This is a genomic window from Halorubrum sp. BV1, assembly GCF_000746205.1.
Lineage (GTDB): Archaea > Halobacteriota > Halobacteria > Halobacteriales > Haloferacaceae > Halorubrum.
The window spans coordinates 121,153-136,805 of the sequence record NZ_JQKV01000005.1 but is presented as its reverse complement, the minus strand read 5'-3'; the positions used below and the strand labels follow the sequence as shown (position 1 = coordinate 136,805).

Genomic DNA, 15,653 nt, shown 5'->3' with positions numbered 1-15,653 from the left:
TTGTGGCATCGCTGTTTACTGAGGCTGTGAAGTTCGCAAAATGGCCATTTAACCCGACCAACGGCACGGGACAGTACGTCACACCTTCAAACCGCCATTTCCTGACGGGGAAGGCGAATTTCTTGGTGACGGTTGCGTACCGACTGGGTCAAGCAGGGGTGAATTTTGGAAAGGCGCTGGTATTTGATGTGTTGGCTCCACTAGTTGATGCGATAATTGGGATGGCGAGCGACCTCTACCATTCAAATCCAAATTATACTCGAATGGCACTTCGCGGGGGTTTCTCTGCAGTTCAAACGACTTTCGCGATAGGAGCTGCTGGTTTGATGCTACTCGTAGGACTGTTCCGCAGGTGAAGCGCGAGGGTTACTCTTCGAGGACGTCGATGAGTTCCTCTGCCGTCCGACTGATCCGTCCGAGCCGCTCGCGAACGACCTCGGGATCGTCCGACTCCCACGCAGCGAGGTAGAACGCCGACCCACTAGTGTCGAGCCCGCAGTACCGCCCGACGACGTACGCGACGGCTTCGGCCTCGACTTCGCGTTTCGCCCGCTCGGTGTCGTCGTCGACGTCGAAGTGGAGCAGAGCGTGGGCGTACTCGTGAATTAGCGTCCGCGCGAGGTCCGCCTCGTTCTCCCGATCACGCACCTCGACGAGCGGCTGAACGTCGACGAGGCTCAGCTGCTCGCAGATGCCCTTCGCCTCGCCGTGGGTCCACTCCTCGGCTGGAACGATCCGCACCGTCACGCCGAGGTCGTCAGCGGCGGCAGTCAACTGCTCGACGAGGTCGCCGGCGTCCCCGGTTGCTTCTGTGTCCAGGTCGGGAAGCGGCTCGCCCTCGGTCTGGGAGATGTCGAACACCGGCGCGGGCTTGAACCCGACCAGGCCCTCGGACCACTCCTCGGGCGACGTCTCATCGTAGTCACAGTCGCTGTCCTCGTGGTAGCTCGAGGAGTTCTCGCACTCCGGGCACTGTTTCGCGATGATTGGCGCCCAGATCCAGATGGCCGACTCACCCTCCGTGACGTGACGGTCGAACTCCTCCTGCCACGTCCGGTAGCCCGCGACGCGGGTTGCCTCGGGACACTGCCGCTTGATGAGGAGCGTGTTCCGATACGAGTAGTCGTGGAAGCGACTCTGGACGTCAAGCCACTCCTGGAACTGGGCGCTGGCCTGCGCGTCGTCGACGCCAGCGACGAGCTCGTCGATCCACTGTCCGATCGTACTGTTCATCTCGTCGGATCGCGTGTCGGTCTCCTCGAAGGAGACCGACGAATCACTGGTCGTAGCCATTGTGTTCACCGAATCACGTTCACGGCAACTGCGTCTGCTCAGACCGCGCCGCACCCCTCAGGGGCGTTCAAAAAACCGCTCTGTCGGTCAGCGGAGCTCGTGGCGTTCGTCCGCAAAGCCAACCGAGACGAGGTACTCGAGGAACTCGTTGAACCGCTCGACGTCACTGGGCGTGTCGGTCGCAAGATGACGCGCCCACTCGATGGCCCACTGGAAGGCGGGATCCGTGCCGCCCTTGCCGTGAATGTACCACCACCGGGCCGCTTTCAGCACGACGAGCGGATTCGTCGGCGGCTGCTCACCGGCGAGCCCACGGGTGATGGATTCGATTTCGTCGGGGACGTCGTCGGGATCGACCTCCGCCGATTGCGTGTTGTCGATATCGACCGGGATCTCGTCGATCGAGACGTTGTCGGGACTCTGTTGTTGACTCACTGGAAGTCACCTCTGAGGGTTCTCGAAGGAGCCCTCGCCCTCTCTGGGGGCACGAAAAACAGGTCGCGAAGTCACGTCGGCGGGAGGTAGACGCTCTGTTCGCCGGCAGATACCTTTGTGCTGAACGTGGGACTTCGCTTGTTAGTCAACTACTGGTTGGACTGGCAGCCGTTCGAGTCGGCGATGGCACGGGATACAGAGAGTCAGCAGGTTACTCGGTACATCTGCATCGTCGACCGACTGGTCTGGGTCGTTGTAGAACCGGCGTCGAGGAATCCGGTGGTGAACCGGGAGATCACGACCGAATTTCTCGCGGTGAGCTTCACGGCCCATACCGCAGCGCAGGCAGGACTCGTTGTCACGGGTGATGATCTCCTCACGGATCTGTGGCCAGTTCGAGCCAAACGGAACTATCTCAGTATCTGACTGACGGTAGTTTTCTAGATAGTCCGGGTCGGCCGCTTGAAGGGCCGTTCGCCACGTTCCGAATTCACGCTGATACGGATCGATGGTAAACTTCCCGTGTTCGTTCATTTCCGTTGTTGTCGGTGGGTGGCCCAGCTCATTCGCAACAGCCCGCAGTTCGGTTAATAACTCCTCCCGTGGAATTCGCCACCGCTCATTTGGCTCGAAGCCGGCAGCTCGGAGAGCTTCATTCCACGAGCCGAATCGCTCCTGATAGACTGCTGCACTCCATTTCCCTTGGTTTCGCATTTCATCCTTCCGAGGGACATGGCCTAGCTCTTCGGCGAGACTGTTGAGTTCGGATATCAGATCCTCCTCGCTCACATCCCATACGGAGTGGACTTCCAACCCCGCCTGTCGAAGAGCACGATTCCAGGTTCCAAACGCTCGCTTGTACGAATTCGAGGTGTAGGGGCCACTCCGGTCCATTTCATCATTTGTGGGCGGTCGACCCAGTTTCTCAGCGAACCCCTGTAAGGCAGTAATGAGTCTCTCTTCGGAGAGGTTCATTTCAACGTTCGGCTCAAAATCGGCCGCCCGTAGTGCTGAATTCCACCCTCCAAATCGCTTGCAGTATGTCTTCACCGAATACTTTCCGTGAGCACTGTATTCACGCTCTGACGGGGTTCCTCCCACGATGTCGGCAACCGATTTGATATCAGTAAGGAGGTCCTCTTCGGGCGTCGATGGTCGTCCGTCTGGATCATTCGTTCCGGTTTGAAGTCCGGCACCCTCGAGTGCGTTATTCCACGACTCGAACCGATTCCCGTACGTCTTCGAAGCATGAGGTCCTGAATCGTCCATCTCACTCTGCGATGGGGGTCGACCGAGTTCCTCAGCGAACTTCTGGAGCCGATTGAGGAGTTCATCGTCTGAGTACAGCTTCTTGCCCATGATTTCTGAGGGGATTGAGTCACTCAGTTTGGTCCCGACTCGGTATTTGAATGTCCGCACTCACTCATTCCGGATATTGATCGGAACGGCGACTCAAGGGGCGATCCTCGCGAGTCGTATGGCAGCCACCCCCACTTTTTGGAAGCGACGGCTCGCCGACTAGGATATACTGAAATTCAGTACTAAGACGTCTTATTCGACGGTTTATGGATAGGCAGTTCGACGACGAAGACTGAACCAGTTGGGTCGTTGTCCTCGACCCACACGTCACCACCGAATTGGTCCGTCAGGAGATGGACGAGATATAGACCAATCCCCGATCCTGGACTGTCCAATCCTTTCTCCCCTTTCCCGAAGATTTGTTCTTTCTGTTGGTCAGGAATGCAAGGTCCATTATCTGCAATCCGGTACCGGACAGTCTCTGAGTTCTCTTCACAGGAGACGGTAATCTCAGGGGTCTCTTTGTCGTTGTGTCGGACCGCATTCTCGAGGATATTCCGGAAAACCGAAGAAAGCATCTCGTTTGCCTGTACCGACACGTCGCAGAGTTCACCTGATACGTGAAACTGCGCGTTCGGGAACGAATCACGTACTGCAGCGAGCTCAGCGTCAAGAAGTGGCTGAAGCCGGATTTCTTCTAATTCAGCTGTTCCTTCTTCAGAGAGTGATTCAACGAACTCACGTGCGACCTCCGTGAACTGAATTACGTGCCGGGACTTCTGTAACACTCGGTCCAGAGCGTCTTCCCCATCTTCATCGATATGGTCTTTGAGGATCTCGGCCCATCCGAGAATCACGGTCATATCGTTCCGGATGTCGTGCCGAACCACGCGATTTAGGGCCTCGAGTTGTTCGGTTTTCTCTTCGAGTCGCTGTCGATATGACTCGCGTTCAGTTACGTCGGTAACCGTCACTAGTTGGCCGGTCGTTACCTCACCTGCTAAGAATGGCGTGCTCGACACGTCATAATACCGTGTTTCACCTTCCTGCGTAATTGTCAGGATATCTTGTTTGGTGAGATGATCTGCGAGTGCGGTATTCACAGCCTCAAGCGGTTCGCCAAAGGAATCCTCAAGGGCTGGAAACAGTTTGCGAGCCGCTTGATTGTAATCCTGAATCCGGGTTTCTTGGTCGAGGAAGATTGCGGGTTTCTCTGACTCCCCGGTTAATCGGATTGCCTCAAACCGTTGTCTGTAGAAGAAGAGCGTTCCAACGGCGAAGAGGGCGACGCCAGGCGGCTCATACATTAATGGGAGCAGCCAGTCGACCTGACCGCCAATAATCATTGCAACAGCTGGGAGGCCTGAGAGTCCAACGAGCACGACGAGCGGACGGCTGTCACTGCCAGTATGATGGAATCGCTCCATCAGTACGAAGAATCCGACAGCGATGGCGGCATATGATAGCCCCAATACGATCCAGTAGAGCAGTTCGTGATGGATCACGAGGTGCGGGAATGGTTCTGTGACCCATTCCGTCGTAAAGTAGAGATTGTGGAGTGGATTCGTGACTTTGAGAGCGGTGAAAAAGAGGAACGTCCCGAGTATGAGGTTTCGGAATGGGGCGTGGCGAGGTGGCCGACCGGTATATGCAGCACAAAAGTAGAGCCAGGCCCCGACAGCGACGAACGCAAAGATGAAGCCAAATATATAGAAAGCGAGTTTCCCGGCACGCGTCGGTGCGAGAAGATAGCCAATGTACCCTCCAGACCACAGAGCAACGGAACCGAGGAAGACGATCAGTCCTTCACGTGTCTCCGGATGCTGTATCTTCCATGCTTGTGGAATAGTCGCCACGCAGGCAATCGCAGATAGTGCGAAAATTATGACGTGACCTAGAAGGAGGGGATTCATTATCCAGATAAAGGGTTGTTCTCGGGGTGTTAAATAACGGTTTGGAACAGCCCTCTTTCAGGGGGATATCGGGCTTCTTCCGGCCACTAGGCATTCCATCTCTCCGTTGATTCCCAGAGTTGGCGTCCAACTCATAAGGCTCCAACAGTACTGGTACAGCGTATTAACCAACAATAGGGGAACTCACGTGGAGTGTGTTGGTTAAGAATAGAGCTTACTCTTCGTTCTCACGCAACTCTTCAGCCTTCCACTTGAGCCGGCGCAGAATCTGCGTTCGGTTCTGGTGGGCGTTCTCGTAGGCAACGCACTCCTGGAGGGTTTCCATATCCGGAATCGTCGCGATCCCTGCCTTGATCAGGCGCGTGTTCGGCGCCTCAAGCCGCTTTTCAGGCGGAAATTCGTCTGACGCCTCTGAGTCGTCTGTAGAAGTACCCATAACGGATGCCTCCACCTATTGAGGGCACGAGCAACAGCAGAGAATTGAAGCAGTAGATCTTGGGAAGGCGCAGCCACTGCGAATGAGACCATCAATATAGAGGCCTTCACGACAGGATTCGCGCGGTCTCGAAGCCCAATCAGGCTTCCGAGGATTCGAGCAAAACGAGGTTCTGAACAGGGTATGGGTTATTCTCGCCGGCGAACTCGTCCTCAGGGACGTAATGCCAGAGGTGGCCGTCTACTTGGTAGAGAAACGACTCGCCGCCTTCTGCTTCAACTCGTACCCGCTTCCCGACATTATCGTCTTCTTCCCAGCCGATCACGGTCAACGGCTCGACGGGCCATTCAAAGAATTTGACCGAGTCACCACGCTCCAACTCTTCAAAAGTCTCTATATCCCCCTGCTGTGGCTCTCGCACGTCGAGAGTCGGATTATGCTCAATAGACATGGTCTCTGGGTACGCCCCTACTCACTTAATACTGTCAGCAGTGGATTCCAGCCGCTAGAACGGAAGCACGCCTGGCGAATCTTCTCTCCGACTGCTCTTAGCCCATCGCCTCTTGGAACCGCTCACGCAGCGCGTCCTCGCGTTCTTCGAACTGCTCGACTTTCTCCTGCAGGTCGTCGCTGACGCGCTCGATGCTGGCCAGCGCTCGTTCGCCGGCCAGCGACGCCTGTGACCCGTCGTCGCCGTCCGCCTCTAACTGCTGCTCGTACGCCTGCTCGACGCGCTCGATCGTGCCTTCCGGGTTGAACAGAATGTCGTTGGCGATCCGAACGTATTGATCGAGGGATGCCCCCTCTTTACCCTGGAAGAAGTGGGTGAGCGCGTACGTCGCGCCGGAATGCAGCGTCCACATATCGATCTCGAAGGGGGACGCCGCATTGGCTTCTGCATCGCCGGCGGCACGCTCGGCCAGGTAGTCCGGGAAGCCCAGCAGGGTGTAGAACTCCGTGACGGTGAACGGGAGCTCCGAGAAGTCGAGGTCGATATCCTGAGCGTCTCGGATGAACTCGAAGAGGTCGTCGGCGACGAGCTCGACCTGTGCGAGGAGTTCCTCCCACCAGGTGCGGAAGTTCCGCACGTCGCCGACGTGCTTGATGACTTCCTTGTCGGTGAGCGAACGCATCGTGTTCGAGCAGTAGCCATCCTGGGCGAACCCCTCCACGTAGACGGCGTGCTCGCCGAAGAAGTCGTAGCCCGACGTGACGCCCATCGTAATCGGGTCCGACCGACCGGGCAGGCGCACCTCGAGGCCGTCGAACATGATGTCCATATGGACCTCGCCGCCGCACCGGTAGCGCCGAATCTCGCCGAACATCACCTCACCCAGCGGCGTCCCGTCGATGGTCTCCTCGCGGAGGACCTCCTCCAGCGGCCCGTAGACGTCGACCGGGTTGATGATCGAGTAGGAGTCAGTCGGGATGTGAAATAGCGACTCTGCTTCGGTATCACCGTCTGCTTCTGCTTGTAGCCGGGATGGCTCGACGATGGCGTTGAACCGCTCCGTTTCGACCCACTCATCGCTGTACGGGTTGCGATATGCGACTGCTGTATCGACTGCCTGTGGGAGGTTTCGAATCGCCTCACTGAAGCTGATTGGTTCGAGACCTCCGTATTGCTCGGCGTACCACTCGGGTAGTTCCGTCTCGGTTCGCCCATCGAGGCCTGCGAAGACCGTAGCTTCCTCTGGGTCTTTCATAACATGCTCCGAAGGCGCGAAGCGTTCTGCTCTGCGCCTCCACCCATCGAGGCGCAAAAACGACGCTACGACTGTCGACACCCGTGAGCTTGGATTCGCTCTGGAAGCCCGACTTTTCCACAGAGCGGACACTCGACGAGTGGTGTCGGCGGGAGATTCTGCCACGCAGCAAGAGCTCCTCGGAGATGGGCTTTCGTCTCTGCCGACTCGGCGCTTTCGAGGGCACTGGTGAGGTGTCTCCGGAGTCGTTCTCTGTTCGTGAGAGCGCCTGGATTGGGCGTCGGGATAGGCTCGTCTGTCTGTCGCATTTGAATCACGAGGGGGTTACCCCTCATCCCCTCGTAGGGGAAGAGCAACACCCTCCGGCCGACCTCGCTCTGGTGGCCGTGTGGCGTCGACAATCGTATCCAACCGCTGCGGGGCGACGGCTTCCCAGATGAGATGATGCTTCGAACAGACCGTCACGAGATTCGAGACTCGATTCGCCTGTTCGTGGTCAAACTGCCCATCGGGGGTGACGAAGGACTTCCGCGGAACCAAATGGTGGACAGAGATGTCCTTCCCAACCTGCTCTTGATGATCCGCTTGAGTCATCTCACACCACGGCGTTTGGCACTGGAAGTTATCACGTTCCAATGCTTGCCGCCGTTGCTCCGGCCAATTTGGCCCGTAAGGGATCTCTGAACGTTCTTGATAGGACCGTGGTTGTGAGAAGCCAGCTTCGTTGAGTGCTTCTTCCCACCCGCCAAACCGGTGGTCATACGTCCATCTGTGATATTCCCCAACCCGATCCATCTCCCCACTTGATGGCGGGCGACCCAACTGCTCCGCAAGGCGGTCAATCTCGTCCAACAGGTCCTGATCGGTGAGTCGAAATTTCCGGTTTGGAGCGTAGCCAGCCTCACGAAGCGCCTCGTTCCAGCTCCCAAATTTGTTCTGGCAGACGCGCTGGGAGTACTCCCCGTGCTCGCTCATCTCCTTTGCTGTCGGTGGTTTTCCTAATTTGTCTGCGACACGCTGGAGGTCGTCGAGAATTACGTTCGCGTCCGTTACGATTTGGTCGCGACGATGGACTGCGGTTACGTGGCCACCCAACTCGTTGGAGGTCGCAAACGACTCGCCACAGTAGTCACAGATATGGTCGGTCAAAGATCTGTCACCTCCCTCCGCGGTTCCCCCGTAATGGGTTATAAACTCTCGACCCCATCCCCAACTCCTGCTTCCAGTAGGGGTCACAACGGAGCGATTCGTCTCGCCAGGGGTACTCTGAATCAGTCATAGCTCGGTGACGGGGAGTGAACTCCCCCGCAGCCCTCTCGGGGGCAATAAACACTACCAACCGGAATCGTACTTGAATTTCAGACCGAGTTCGTTACCGACCTGAGCAGGTCTGTAGACCGCGTGTGTTACGGTGGGAGGTGTCGGTCGTAGATATTCCGGCGATGCCCGACCGCCTCGACGATCAGGACATTTTCGTCTCGGTTCCACGTGATGATCGCACGGTAGTCGCCGGCACGAAGCTTGTAGTACGGATACCCGCTGAGTTTTTCGAGGCGATGGGAGGTCCAGTCTTTCGCCTCGTCGAGTTTCTTCACCAACCGCTCTTGCGCTTCCGATTCGAGTCCCTCCAGCAAATCGAGTGCTTTCGGTGTCCACTCGACCTCAGTCATCGATGCCCAGCCGGTCCTTCACGTCGTCCTGCGACACCGTCTCGCCCTGCTCTCGCTGCGTGCGGCTCTCGGCCAGATGCTCCAGCGCTTCCTCGGACAGCTGCGTTGGCGGGTTGACAGCGTCCCGAAGCGCGTCGCGGATGAACTCGGATTTGTTCGCATAGCCACGCTCCTCCCAGACGTCGTCGACCTGTGCCAGCAGCGACTGTGGCACCCGGACGTTGATCTTCTCCATTTCACCGTCGCCGCCGGCGTCGCTGTCAGTGCTCATATGCTGTGATACACTTGTATCACGTAAGTAGCTTCGGTTGGATTTGCGGACTGTGGTTGACGAGGTCCAGACTGCGCTCGAGGGAGAGTCGCCGATGCTCCGAGAGGTTCAGGACGACGGCTTGGCCGTCGACGCGGAAGCCGACGTATTCGACTGCGTCTCGGTGAGACTGACCGGGCGATGCGACTGGAACCGATTCCGAACTTGCTACAGGTACATTCCCATTCATTCGTTGCTCGCGGGCGGTTCGGTGACCCCCGCACCCCTTTCAGGGGTTCCACAAACAGGACGGCGCAGCGTTCGGCAACGTATTTGGCAGTTGCAACGTACTGTCCACATTATTGAGGATGGCTGTACTGGACGATCTCTCGGGGTTCGAGTTCGAGGACGTGATGGAGGACGTGTTCCGGAACCTCGGCTACGAGAACGTCCGCCAGGCCGACCGCACGGCTGACGAGGGTCGCGACGTCATCATGGAGGAGGTCGTCGACGGCAGGCGGCGCGCGATCATCGTCGAGTGCAAGCACACGGGGACGGTCGGGCGGCCGGTCGTCCAGAAGCTCCACTCGGCGATCGCGACGTTCGACTTCGACGGCCCGAAACGTGGAATGGTTGTGACGACTGGCCGGTTCACGAACCCTGCTCAGGAGTACGCAAACCGACTCCAGCAGAACGACGACCCACACCCAATCGAGTTACTCGATGGCGAGGATCTCCGAGAGATCGCCGACGAGATCGGCCTCGACCTCTACAATGGGCGCATCGAGATTCTCTGTGACGAGACGCTCCGCCCGTACGACCCTGCCGCCGACGTCGACGCGGCCGTCGCGGAGGCGTTCCGCGACATCGAGAACATCGAGGCTACCGACCTGCCAGACCCGCATTCGGTGGTGACGTTCCGCCCGGTGGTCGCGGTCACTGCGGACACGAACGCCGTCTTCGAAACGTCGGTGGGCGTCATTCACCGGATCAACGACCGGACCCGATTCGTTGCCCACGCCGAACGCGGGCAGCCGCAGGTCGTCGACGAGGACGTCGGGACGCTGGTCACCGAGAATCTCCACGCGACTGTCGACCTCGACACCGGGCAGTTCGGAGAGGTGTTCGACGACATCGAGGAGCGCCGGTTCGGGCAGACCCAAACGGAGTACAAGGAGTGGGCAGTCGAGCGCCTCCAGCAACTCCACACGACGACGGTGACCTACACCGGCGACAACAACGTCACGTACAACAAGACCTGTGAGCCGAACCGCTCGGACATCTCTGTCCAGTCGATCGAACCAGTGTACCTCCCGGAAGTTCGGCACACTACCGACGTCCAGGAGTACACCTACCCCTACGAGTACTACGTGGCAGGCCCGTCGAGAGTGACCGCCGAGGACGGCATCCATCAGTGCGTCCACTGTGACACGAGTGGCGTCACCGAGACGTACACCTACTGTCCGAACTGCGGGGCCATCGCCTGCTCCAGCCACACCAAAACGGAGCGGCTGGAAGGCGAACCGGTCTGTACGGGCTGCGCGGTGACGGAACGGTTCGCATTGAAGACGAAGTACTTCTACGACGAGGAGAATCTCGAGGCGTTCCGCGAGGAGTACGCCGATATGCCGCTTCACAAGAAGGCGATGGAGAACAAGTTACTGGCCGGGGGAAGCGTTGTCGCGACGGTGCTGCTCGTCGTCGGACTCCTCGTCATCGGCGGCATCATCTGAGCGGGCTACGCGTTCACGCAGGCTCAGCGACCAGCTCTTCGAGCGCCTGCTCAAGCGGGCCGTGGAACTGCCAGCTGGCCCGCTCGAAGGCTTCCTCGGTCGGACCATCCCAGCGCGGGAATGCGGAGTGACCACTCACCTTGACCGTCCACTCGGATGGCTCCTCGAACGGGTTCCGGGTCGGAAGTTCAACGACGTAGAGGTACTCTTCGTCGCCGTGAATGCCGTCGGCTGGGTTCTCGACGCCGTGACCGAGCAGGAACATCGGCTGATCAAGATGCTCCATATTGTCCGGCTCGAGGAGATCCGAGGGTTGGTCGGCGTGGATGCTCCGGTTACGCCCTTCGTCCACGTAGAGGGTCATCGTCGAGAGCGTGTCGAGGAACAGGAACGGGACAGCAGCGTACGCAGACCCGCGCTCTGTTCGCGTCTCATCGAGCAACTGCTTCAGCTGCTCAAGCTCACGGAGGACGCTGGCGGTATCGTCGTCCGAGTGTCGGTAGTTTTGTGCAATCCAGTTGCCCTCGGACGGTTCATAACTCCTCAGCTATCGAGAGTGCACGGGCCGCAAGATCGGCGGCGTCGCTTGCAAGCATGCGCGTGATCGGTTCCTTGCCAACGTCACCTCGGTCGAAGACGACCGCCGGCGTGGTTTCGACCTGCTCGAAGGCTCGCTCGGCCGCCCAGCCCATGGTCGAGCCTTCCTCGTCAGGTTCCGGTTCGTTTGAGCGGTCGATCTCGACAACTGGGGCATCAATCTTCTCCAGGGCTGCCTCGATGGAATCGTCGAACCGGAGGTTCGCGGCGAACCGGATGTCGGGGTCGTGCTCCCGCGCCGACAGCAGGAAGCGGGCGACGTGGCTCGAGGCGCCGAAGCGTGTTCCCCGCGTCACGCGGATTCCGGTCATCGTCCGGGCGATCCGTCCCTCGACGGCGACGGTCTCATCCGGCCGTTCTGCGTAGGGCGTGGCCCCGACCACGTTCATCCCAACCTCCGGAACGATCGACGACACGCCAGTAGAGACCAGCTGCTCCACGACGGACTCGACAGCTTCCTGAGTGGGCTGTCTGGCTGACCGATCCCGGATATTCGCGAGGTGGTGGACCGGTCCTGGTCCCTCGCCGACGTCGAGCGGGTATCTGATGGCGCGGGTCATGAATGCCACGCCGGATTCGATCGCCTCCGGGATGTCATCGCCGTGAGCCAGTCGTGCCGCGATCGCACTCGAAAGTGTACATCCCGAACCGTGTGTCGCGTCCGAGTCTACTCTCGAGTGCTCAAGTGTGGTTACGTCGTCCCGAGTCACGATGACATCTCGAACGACATGCTCATCGCCGACATGGCCACCTTTCACAAGTGCTGTGTCGGCTCCCATCTCCACGAGTCTCTGCCCCGCAGCCTGCATCGAGTCCGGATCCTTGACCGGGATGTCTGTGAGTATTTCGGCTTCGTCAGTGTTTGGCGTCACGACCGCTGACTCGGCGATCAACCCCTCGTAGGCGGCTGCAGCGTCATGATCGAGCAATTGGTCGCCCGAGGCGGCGACCATAACCGGATCGACGACGAAGGGCACGTCCATGTCAGCAGCGTACGACGCAACCCTCTCTACGACGGGTTCAACACCCAACATGCCTGTCTTGACGGCCTGTAAATCGAAATCGGTACGGATAGCCTCAACCTGGGCCTCGATTTCCTCGACCGGGACGGGATGGATCGACTCCACGCCAACGGTGTTCTGTGCCGTGAGGCTCGTGATCGCACTCGTCGCAAAGGTGTCGAGTGCCTCCATCGTCTTGAGGTCCGCTTGGATGCCGGCGCCACCGCCCGAGTCACTCCCGGCGATCGTCATGACCTGGGGGAGCTCAACCGGGGCTGGCCCTCGTACTGTGGGCATATCAGTGATATAACCGACGAGTACAAATCGGTAATGGTCGAGCCGCGTCACTCGGCTTCCTGGACCGTCTCGAGGAGCGAGACCGCGAGGCGAGCGGCGTCTTCCGCGGTCTCCCCGAGGACGTAGGTAATGGGTTCGATCCCGAATGCGCCGCTGTGGTAGATGACTCGCGGAACGGCATCCCGAGACGCGAACCGATCCAGGAGTCGCTGGTTCCGGTCATCGTACTCGGCGTCGAACTCCATCGGGTCGAGCCCCCGGGCCCGAGCGGTCGAGAGGAGCGCATCGTCGGTTGCGATGTTGACCGCACCACGTAGCCCGTCGTCCTGGGCCATCGCAGCTAGCACGACCGTCGCGACGTGTCGCGATGCCCCGAATTCCGGGTTTGCTGGGATTTCGACGCGACCGTCGACCGCATAGATCCGCCCGGGAATCGCTGCAACCTCGGAAACGTCGTTCGCACCGGGGAGCGCAGATCCGACGTTCGTCCCGACGTTGGGGACGTATGTCGCCATCCCGGGTGCTGTCGCAAGGATGCGTGCCGCCGTCCGGACGTCCGTCAACGTCTCCCGTTCTGCGGCGAGGCGCTCGTCGGTGCCACGGACACAGAGGTCACAGCCGAGACCGGCGAGCGAGGGCATCGCCTCCTCGTGCAGTTCACACACCGGGCCACGGTCTTCAAAAGCCCGAACGAGCGCGAGCAGTTCATCGAGCGCCTCGTACCCATCCATGTGTCCGGAGGCGAACCCCTCGGCGATACGCGTAACCGTCTCGGCGGTCAGCGGATGGTCTTCGATGCGTTCTTCGACTGCTACGTCGCCGCTGATGTACTTCGAGACGGCGGCCTGGGAGACGCCGATATGTTCTGCCACCTCTTGCTGGGTCATCTCCCGATTAGCTAGTTCCCCGGCGAGACAGACACGGATGGTGGGGAGGACCCGCTCAATGACGATCTCGCTCGGGAGGTGGAGTGACATACGGATAGGATCAGTTGCCCCACAATAAATCGTGCCCACCGGTGAACGAAGTCCGTATCTCATCGAAACCGTACGCATCGAGTGACACAGGCCTAACCGGGCCAGGCCGACTCCTCGGCGTCCGCATCGGGGTACTTTTTTACCCAACCCAATATTCTCTGGTAGTATGACTAGCGAATACTCACTTGAGGTCGGGACAGTCCGCGAGTATTTCGGCGCGATGGGGCCCTCCTGGGTCGCGGGGGCAATCGCCGCCGGTCCAGCGACGATGGCGAGTCTAATCACCGCGGGGGCGATCTTCGACTATCAACTCCTCTGGGTTGTCGTGCTCTCTGCCGTCGCTGGCACCCTAGCACAGTACCTCGCGATGCGGCTGGGGCTGCTTACTGAGCGGGGAATTGTCGGCGTCGTCGAGGACCATCTTGGAGAGACCTGGGCGTGGATCCTGGTCGCGGACGTCGTCATCGCGGCCGGTGTCGCCCAGCTCGTCATCATGAAGACGGTCGCTTCCGTTTCGGCGACGATCACTGGGATCGACCCACGCCTCTGGGGCATTGCCTGGGGCGGCATCCTCGTTTTGGGTCTGGCCGGTCAGGGATACCGATTCGTCGAGCTCTTCGCGAAGCTGCTAGTCACCGCGGTCGTCCTGGCCTTCGTTGCCTCACTATTCGTCGTCTCGATCGACATCGGCCAGGCTACCCAGGGGTTGATACCGACGCTGCCCGGCGGCAGCGCACTGGTCGCTGCAGGCATCCTCGGGGGCGCGGTCCACATCACGCTTATCACCATGCACTCCTACACGATGCGAGCCCGGGGCTGGACGGAACGTGACTATGACCTCGCGACGGTGGACGTTCTGGCGTCGATGCTCGTCGCGTTTGGCATCTACAGCATCGCCATCTTCCTTGTCACAGCGAGTACTCTGACCGATCCGGATCTGACGACCGTCGGTGCAGCCCAAGCCCTCGGACCCCTGGTCGGCCCGGCCGCTAAGTGGCTGTTCCTGCTCGGTCTCGGCGCCGCTGCCGTCTCGACGCTCGGTGGCAACACCATCGTTCCGCCGTTCCTCGTTGCCGACAAACTTGGCTGGGGCACGACCGTCGAGGATACGCGGTACCGGGTGCTCCTCGCACTCTTTGCTGTGTTATCGGTGCCGGGTGCGTTCATCGGCGGTGAGGTCATCGGCCAGCTCGTCCTCGTTCTGGCTCTTGGCACGGTTGGCACGCCCTTCGCCATCGCCGTCGTCCTCTATCTGTTGAACGCTGAGAGTGTTGGCGCCTCGAACTCAACGCTCGCGAACCTCGGCGGGCTTGCCTTACTCGCCGTTTCGGGTGGTCTCGCGGCCAACTTCGTCAGGGTACAGATCGCGACCGGCCTCGATCTGCTTTCCGGACTCGTACTTATATTCGCGCTCGTTCTCGCTGCCGCGACGCTCGTCCTCTTTGGACAGTACGTCCGCGAGGAGGTGCCTCTAGCGTGACTGGGCTTCCGTTCCCGTTGACCGGCTCGACGCTGATCGTCGGGCCATCCCAGGTCGGAAAGACTCGTCTCACGGCCCGCGCCCTCGAGGCCTGGGTTGGACGGCATGGTACTGATGGAGTCGTGGTTCTGGAGTTCGCGCCCGAACTAGAACGCGACGGCCAGATCCTTGGCGGTCGCTTGGACCGGTTCACTACTATTCCTGACGGTGTCTGGCACGGCGTCCTCGACGCGCATGCCCCCCGGGCGGAAGGGGCCAACGAGGCAGAATCGGCGACACTTGCGAAGGACAACGCCACCCGTGGTCTCGAGGTTCTGGAGGCTGCCCCGGATCCAACCGCTGTCTTCGTCAACGACGCGACCATCCCGCTCCAGCACACGTTCGTCGAGGTAGATACGCTCACAGGCTACTGCGACCGTGTGCGCTGCGCTGTTCTCAACGCGTTCGATTCCGACGAGCTTGGAACGGACGACCCGGTGTCACGTCAGGAACGGGCAGCACTGTCGGAACTCCGTTCTTGGGCGAATCGGACGATCGAACTGGACTGACCGTCGGAACCGAAGCGG

Annotated in this window: 17 protein-coding genes and 1 pseudogene; 4 read left to right on the top strand and 14 right to left on the bottom strand. The window is 59.8% G+C overall.

Annotated elements, in window-relative coordinates; translation table 11 throughout:
• Positions 1 to 2 precede the first annotated feature (2 nt).
• On the top strand, positions 3 to 356 hold the full coding sequence (locus EP28_RS14155; protein WP_155118456.1) for a hypothetical protein: 354 nt from the start codon (positions 3 to 5) through the stop codon (positions 354 to 356).
• A 10-nt stretch (positions 357 to 366) separates the two neighbouring features.
• Here EP28_RS14155 and EP28_RS09290 read toward each other — a convergent pair whose 3' ends face one another.
• The 11 genes and pseudogenes from EP28_RS09290 to EP28_RS14765 all read right to left on the bottom strand — a co-directional run.
• Complete coding sequence (locus EP28_RS09290; RefSeq protein ID WP_049983756.1) at positions 367 to 1,293, bottom strand: ArdC-like ssDNA-binding domain-containing protein; 927 nt, start codon at positions 1,291 to 1,293, stop codon at positions 367 to 369.
• An 87-nt stretch (positions 1,294 to 1,380) separates the two neighbouring features.
• Complete coding sequence (locus EP28_RS09285) at positions 1,381 to 1,728, bottom strand: DUF8013 domain-containing protein (protein ID WP_049983755.1); 348 nt, start codon at positions 1,726 to 1,728, stop codon at positions 1,381 to 1,383.
• Positions 1,729 to 1,869: 141 nt separating this feature from the next.
• Positions 1,870 to 3,087, bottom strand: a complete 1,218-nt coding sequence (locus EP28_RS14150; RefSeq protein WP_155118455.1) for a homing endonuclease associated repeat-containing protein — start codon at positions 3,085 to 3,087, stop codon at positions 1,870 to 1,872.
• 182 nt (positions 3,088 to 3,269) lie between these two features.
• Positions 3,270 to 4,940: a sensor histidine kinase gene (locus tag EP28_RS09275; RefSeq protein ID WP_049983753.1), complete on the bottom strand. Its 1,671-nt coding sequence runs from the start codon at positions 4,938 to 4,940 to the stop codon at positions 3,270 to 3,272.
• 214 nt (positions 4,941 to 5,154) lie between these two features.
• Positions 5,155 to 5,376: a DUF8129 domain-containing protein gene (locus EP28_RS09270; protein ID WP_049983752.1), complete on the bottom strand. Its 222-nt coding sequence runs from the start codon at positions 5,374 to 5,376 to the stop codon at positions 5,155 to 5,157.
• Positions 5,377 to 5,515: 139 nt separating this feature from the next.
• On the bottom strand, positions 5,516 to 5,827 hold the full coding sequence (locus tag EP28_RS09265; protein WP_049983751.1) for a hypothetical protein: 312 nt from the start codon (positions 5,825 to 5,827) through the stop codon (positions 5,516 to 5,518).
• A 97-nt stretch (positions 5,828 to 5,924) separates the two neighbouring features.
• Positions 5,925 to 7,082, bottom strand: coding sequence for a hypothetical protein (locus EP28_RS09260; RefSeq protein WP_049983750.1), 1,158 nt, complete (start codon positions 7,080 to 7,082; stop codon positions 5,925 to 5,927).
• A 324-nt stretch (positions 7,083 to 7,406) separates the two neighbouring features.
• Positions 7,407 to 8,231, bottom strand: a complete 825-nt coding sequence (locus tag EP28_RS14145; RefSeq protein WP_155118454.1) for a homing endonuclease associated repeat-containing protein — start codon at positions 8,229 to 8,231, stop codon at positions 7,407 to 7,409.
• A 257-nt stretch (positions 8,232 to 8,488) separates the two neighbouring features.
• On the bottom strand, positions 8,489 to 8,752 hold the full coding sequence (locus EP28_RS09255; protein WP_049983749.1) for a type II toxin-antitoxin system RelE family toxin: 264 nt from the start codon (positions 8,750 to 8,752) through the stop codon (positions 8,489 to 8,491).
• Positions 8,745 to 9,023 carry a ribbon-helix-helix domain-containing protein gene (locus EP28_RS09250; protein WP_049983748.1) on the bottom strand — a complete coding sequence of 93 codons (279 nt, stop codon included), beginning with the start codon at positions 9,021 to 9,023 and terminating at the stop codon, positions 8,745 to 8,747. The genes EP28_RS09255 and EP28_RS09250 overlap by 8 nt, the downstream gene beginning before the upstream one ends.
• A 46-nt stretch (positions 9,024 to 9,069) precedes the next feature.
• Positions 9,070 to 9,252: pseudogene (locus tag EP28_RS14765) on the bottom strand (hypothetical protein); the annotation flags it as partial.
• A 118-nt stretch (positions 9,253 to 9,370) separates the two neighbouring features.
• On the opposite strand from EP28_RS14765, the gene EP28_RS09245 reads away from it, so the two are divergent.
• A complete protein-coding gene (locus EP28_RS09245) occupies positions 9,371 to 10,735 on the top strand; it encodes a restriction endonuclease (RefSeq protein ID WP_049983747.1) in 1,365 nt (454 codons plus the stop codon).
• Positions 10,736 to 10,748: 13 nt separating this feature from the next.
• Here the strand turns inward: EP28_RS09245 and EP28_RS09240 are convergent, their stop codons facing one another.
• The 3 genes from EP28_RS09240 to EP28_RS09230 are packed head-to-tail and all read right to left on the bottom strand — an operon-like array spanning position 10,749 to position 13,607.
• Positions 10,749 to 11,282 (bottom strand): hypothetical protein, encoded by a 534-nt coding sequence (locus EP28_RS09240; RefSeq protein ID WP_049983746.1) that lies wholly within the window; start codon positions 11,280 to 11,282, stop codon positions 10,749 to 10,751.
• Complete coding sequence (gene thiD / locus EP28_RS09235) at positions 11,269 to 12,630, bottom strand: bifunctional hydroxymethylpyrimidine kinase/phosphomethylpyrimidine kinase (protein WP_049983745.1); 1,362 nt, start codon at positions 12,628 to 12,630, stop codon at positions 11,269 to 11,271. Before thiD ends, EP28_RS09240 begins: the two co-directional genes overlap by 14 nt.
• Positions 12,631 to 12,677: 47 nt before the next feature.
• Positions 12,678 to 13,607: a thiamine-phosphate synthase family protein gene (locus EP28_RS09230; protein WP_049983744.1), complete on the bottom strand. Its 930-nt coding sequence runs from the start codon at positions 13,605 to 13,607 to the stop codon at positions 12,678 to 12,680.
• A 166-nt stretch (positions 13,608 to 13,773) separates the two neighbouring features.
• On the opposite strand from EP28_RS09230, the gene EP28_RS09225 reads away from it, so the two are divergent.
• Both EP28_RS09225 and EP28_RS09220 read left to right on the top strand, forming a co-directional pair.
• Entirely contained in the window at positions 13,774 to 15,087 is a 1,314-nt protein-coding gene (locus EP28_RS09225) for an NRAMP family divalent metal transporter (RefSeq protein WP_049983743.1), read from the top strand.
• Positions 15,084 to 15,635: a hypothetical protein gene (locus tag EP28_RS09220; protein ID WP_049983742.1), complete on the top strand. Its 552-nt coding sequence runs from the start codon at positions 15,084 to 15,086 to the stop codon at positions 15,633 to 15,635. Before EP28_RS09225 ends, EP28_RS09220 begins: the two co-directional genes overlap by 4 nt.
• The last annotated feature ends 18 nt before the right edge of the window (positions 15,636 to 15,653 follow it).

What these genes read in the sequence shown, in the direction of transcription:
- EP28_RS09290 (WP_049983756.1), bottom strand. Translation starts at nt 1,293, where the DNA reads ATGGCTACGACCAGTGATTCGTCGGTCTCCTTCGAGGAGACCGACACG.
- EP28_RS14150 (WP_155118455.1), bottom strand. Translation starts at nt 3,087, where the DNA reads ATGGGCAAGAAGCTGTACTCAGACGATGAACTCCTCAATCGGCTCCAG.
- EP28_RS09275 (WP_049983753.1), bottom strand. Translation starts at nt 4,940, where the DNA reads ATGAATCCCCTCCTTCTAGGTCACGTCATAATTTTCGCACTATCTGCG.
- EP28_RS09270 (WP_049983752.1), bottom strand. Translation starts at nt 5,376, where the DNA reads ATGGGTACTTCTACAGACGACTCAGAGGCGTCAGACGAATTTCCGCCT.
- EP28_RS09265 (WP_049983751.1), bottom strand. Translation starts at nt 5,827, where the DNA reads ATGTCTATTGAGCATAATCCGACTCTCGACGTGCGAGAGCCACAGCAG.
- EP28_RS09260 (WP_049983750.1), bottom strand. Translation starts at nt 7,082, where the DNA reads ATGAAAGACCCAGAGGAAGCTACGGTCTTCGCAGGCCTCGATGGGCGA.
- EP28_RS09255 (WP_049983749.1), bottom strand. Translation starts at nt 8,752, where the DNA reads ATGACTGAGGTCGAGTGGACACCGAAAGCACTCGATTTGCTGGAGGGA.
- EP28_RS09250 (WP_049983748.1), bottom strand. Translation starts at nt 9,023, where the DNA reads ATGAGCACTGACAGCGACGCCGGCGGCGACGGTGAAATGGAGAAGATC.
- EP28_RS09245 (WP_049983747.1), top strand. Translation starts at nt 9,371, where the DNA reads ATGGCTGTACTGGACGATCTCTCGGGGTTCGAGTTCGAGGACGTGATG.
- thiD (WP_049983745.1), bottom strand. Translation starts at nt 12,630, where the DNA reads ATGCCCACAGTACGAGGGCCAGCCCCGGTTGAGCTCCCCCAGGTCATG.
- EP28_RS09230 (WP_049983744.1), bottom strand. Translation starts at nt 13,607, where the DNA reads ATGTCACTCCACCTCCCGAGCGAGATCGTCATTGAGCGGGTCCTCCCC.
- EP28_RS09225 (WP_049983743.1), top strand. Translation starts at nt 13,774, where the DNA reads ATGACTAGCGAATACTCACTTGAGGTCGGGACAGTCCGCGAGTATTTC.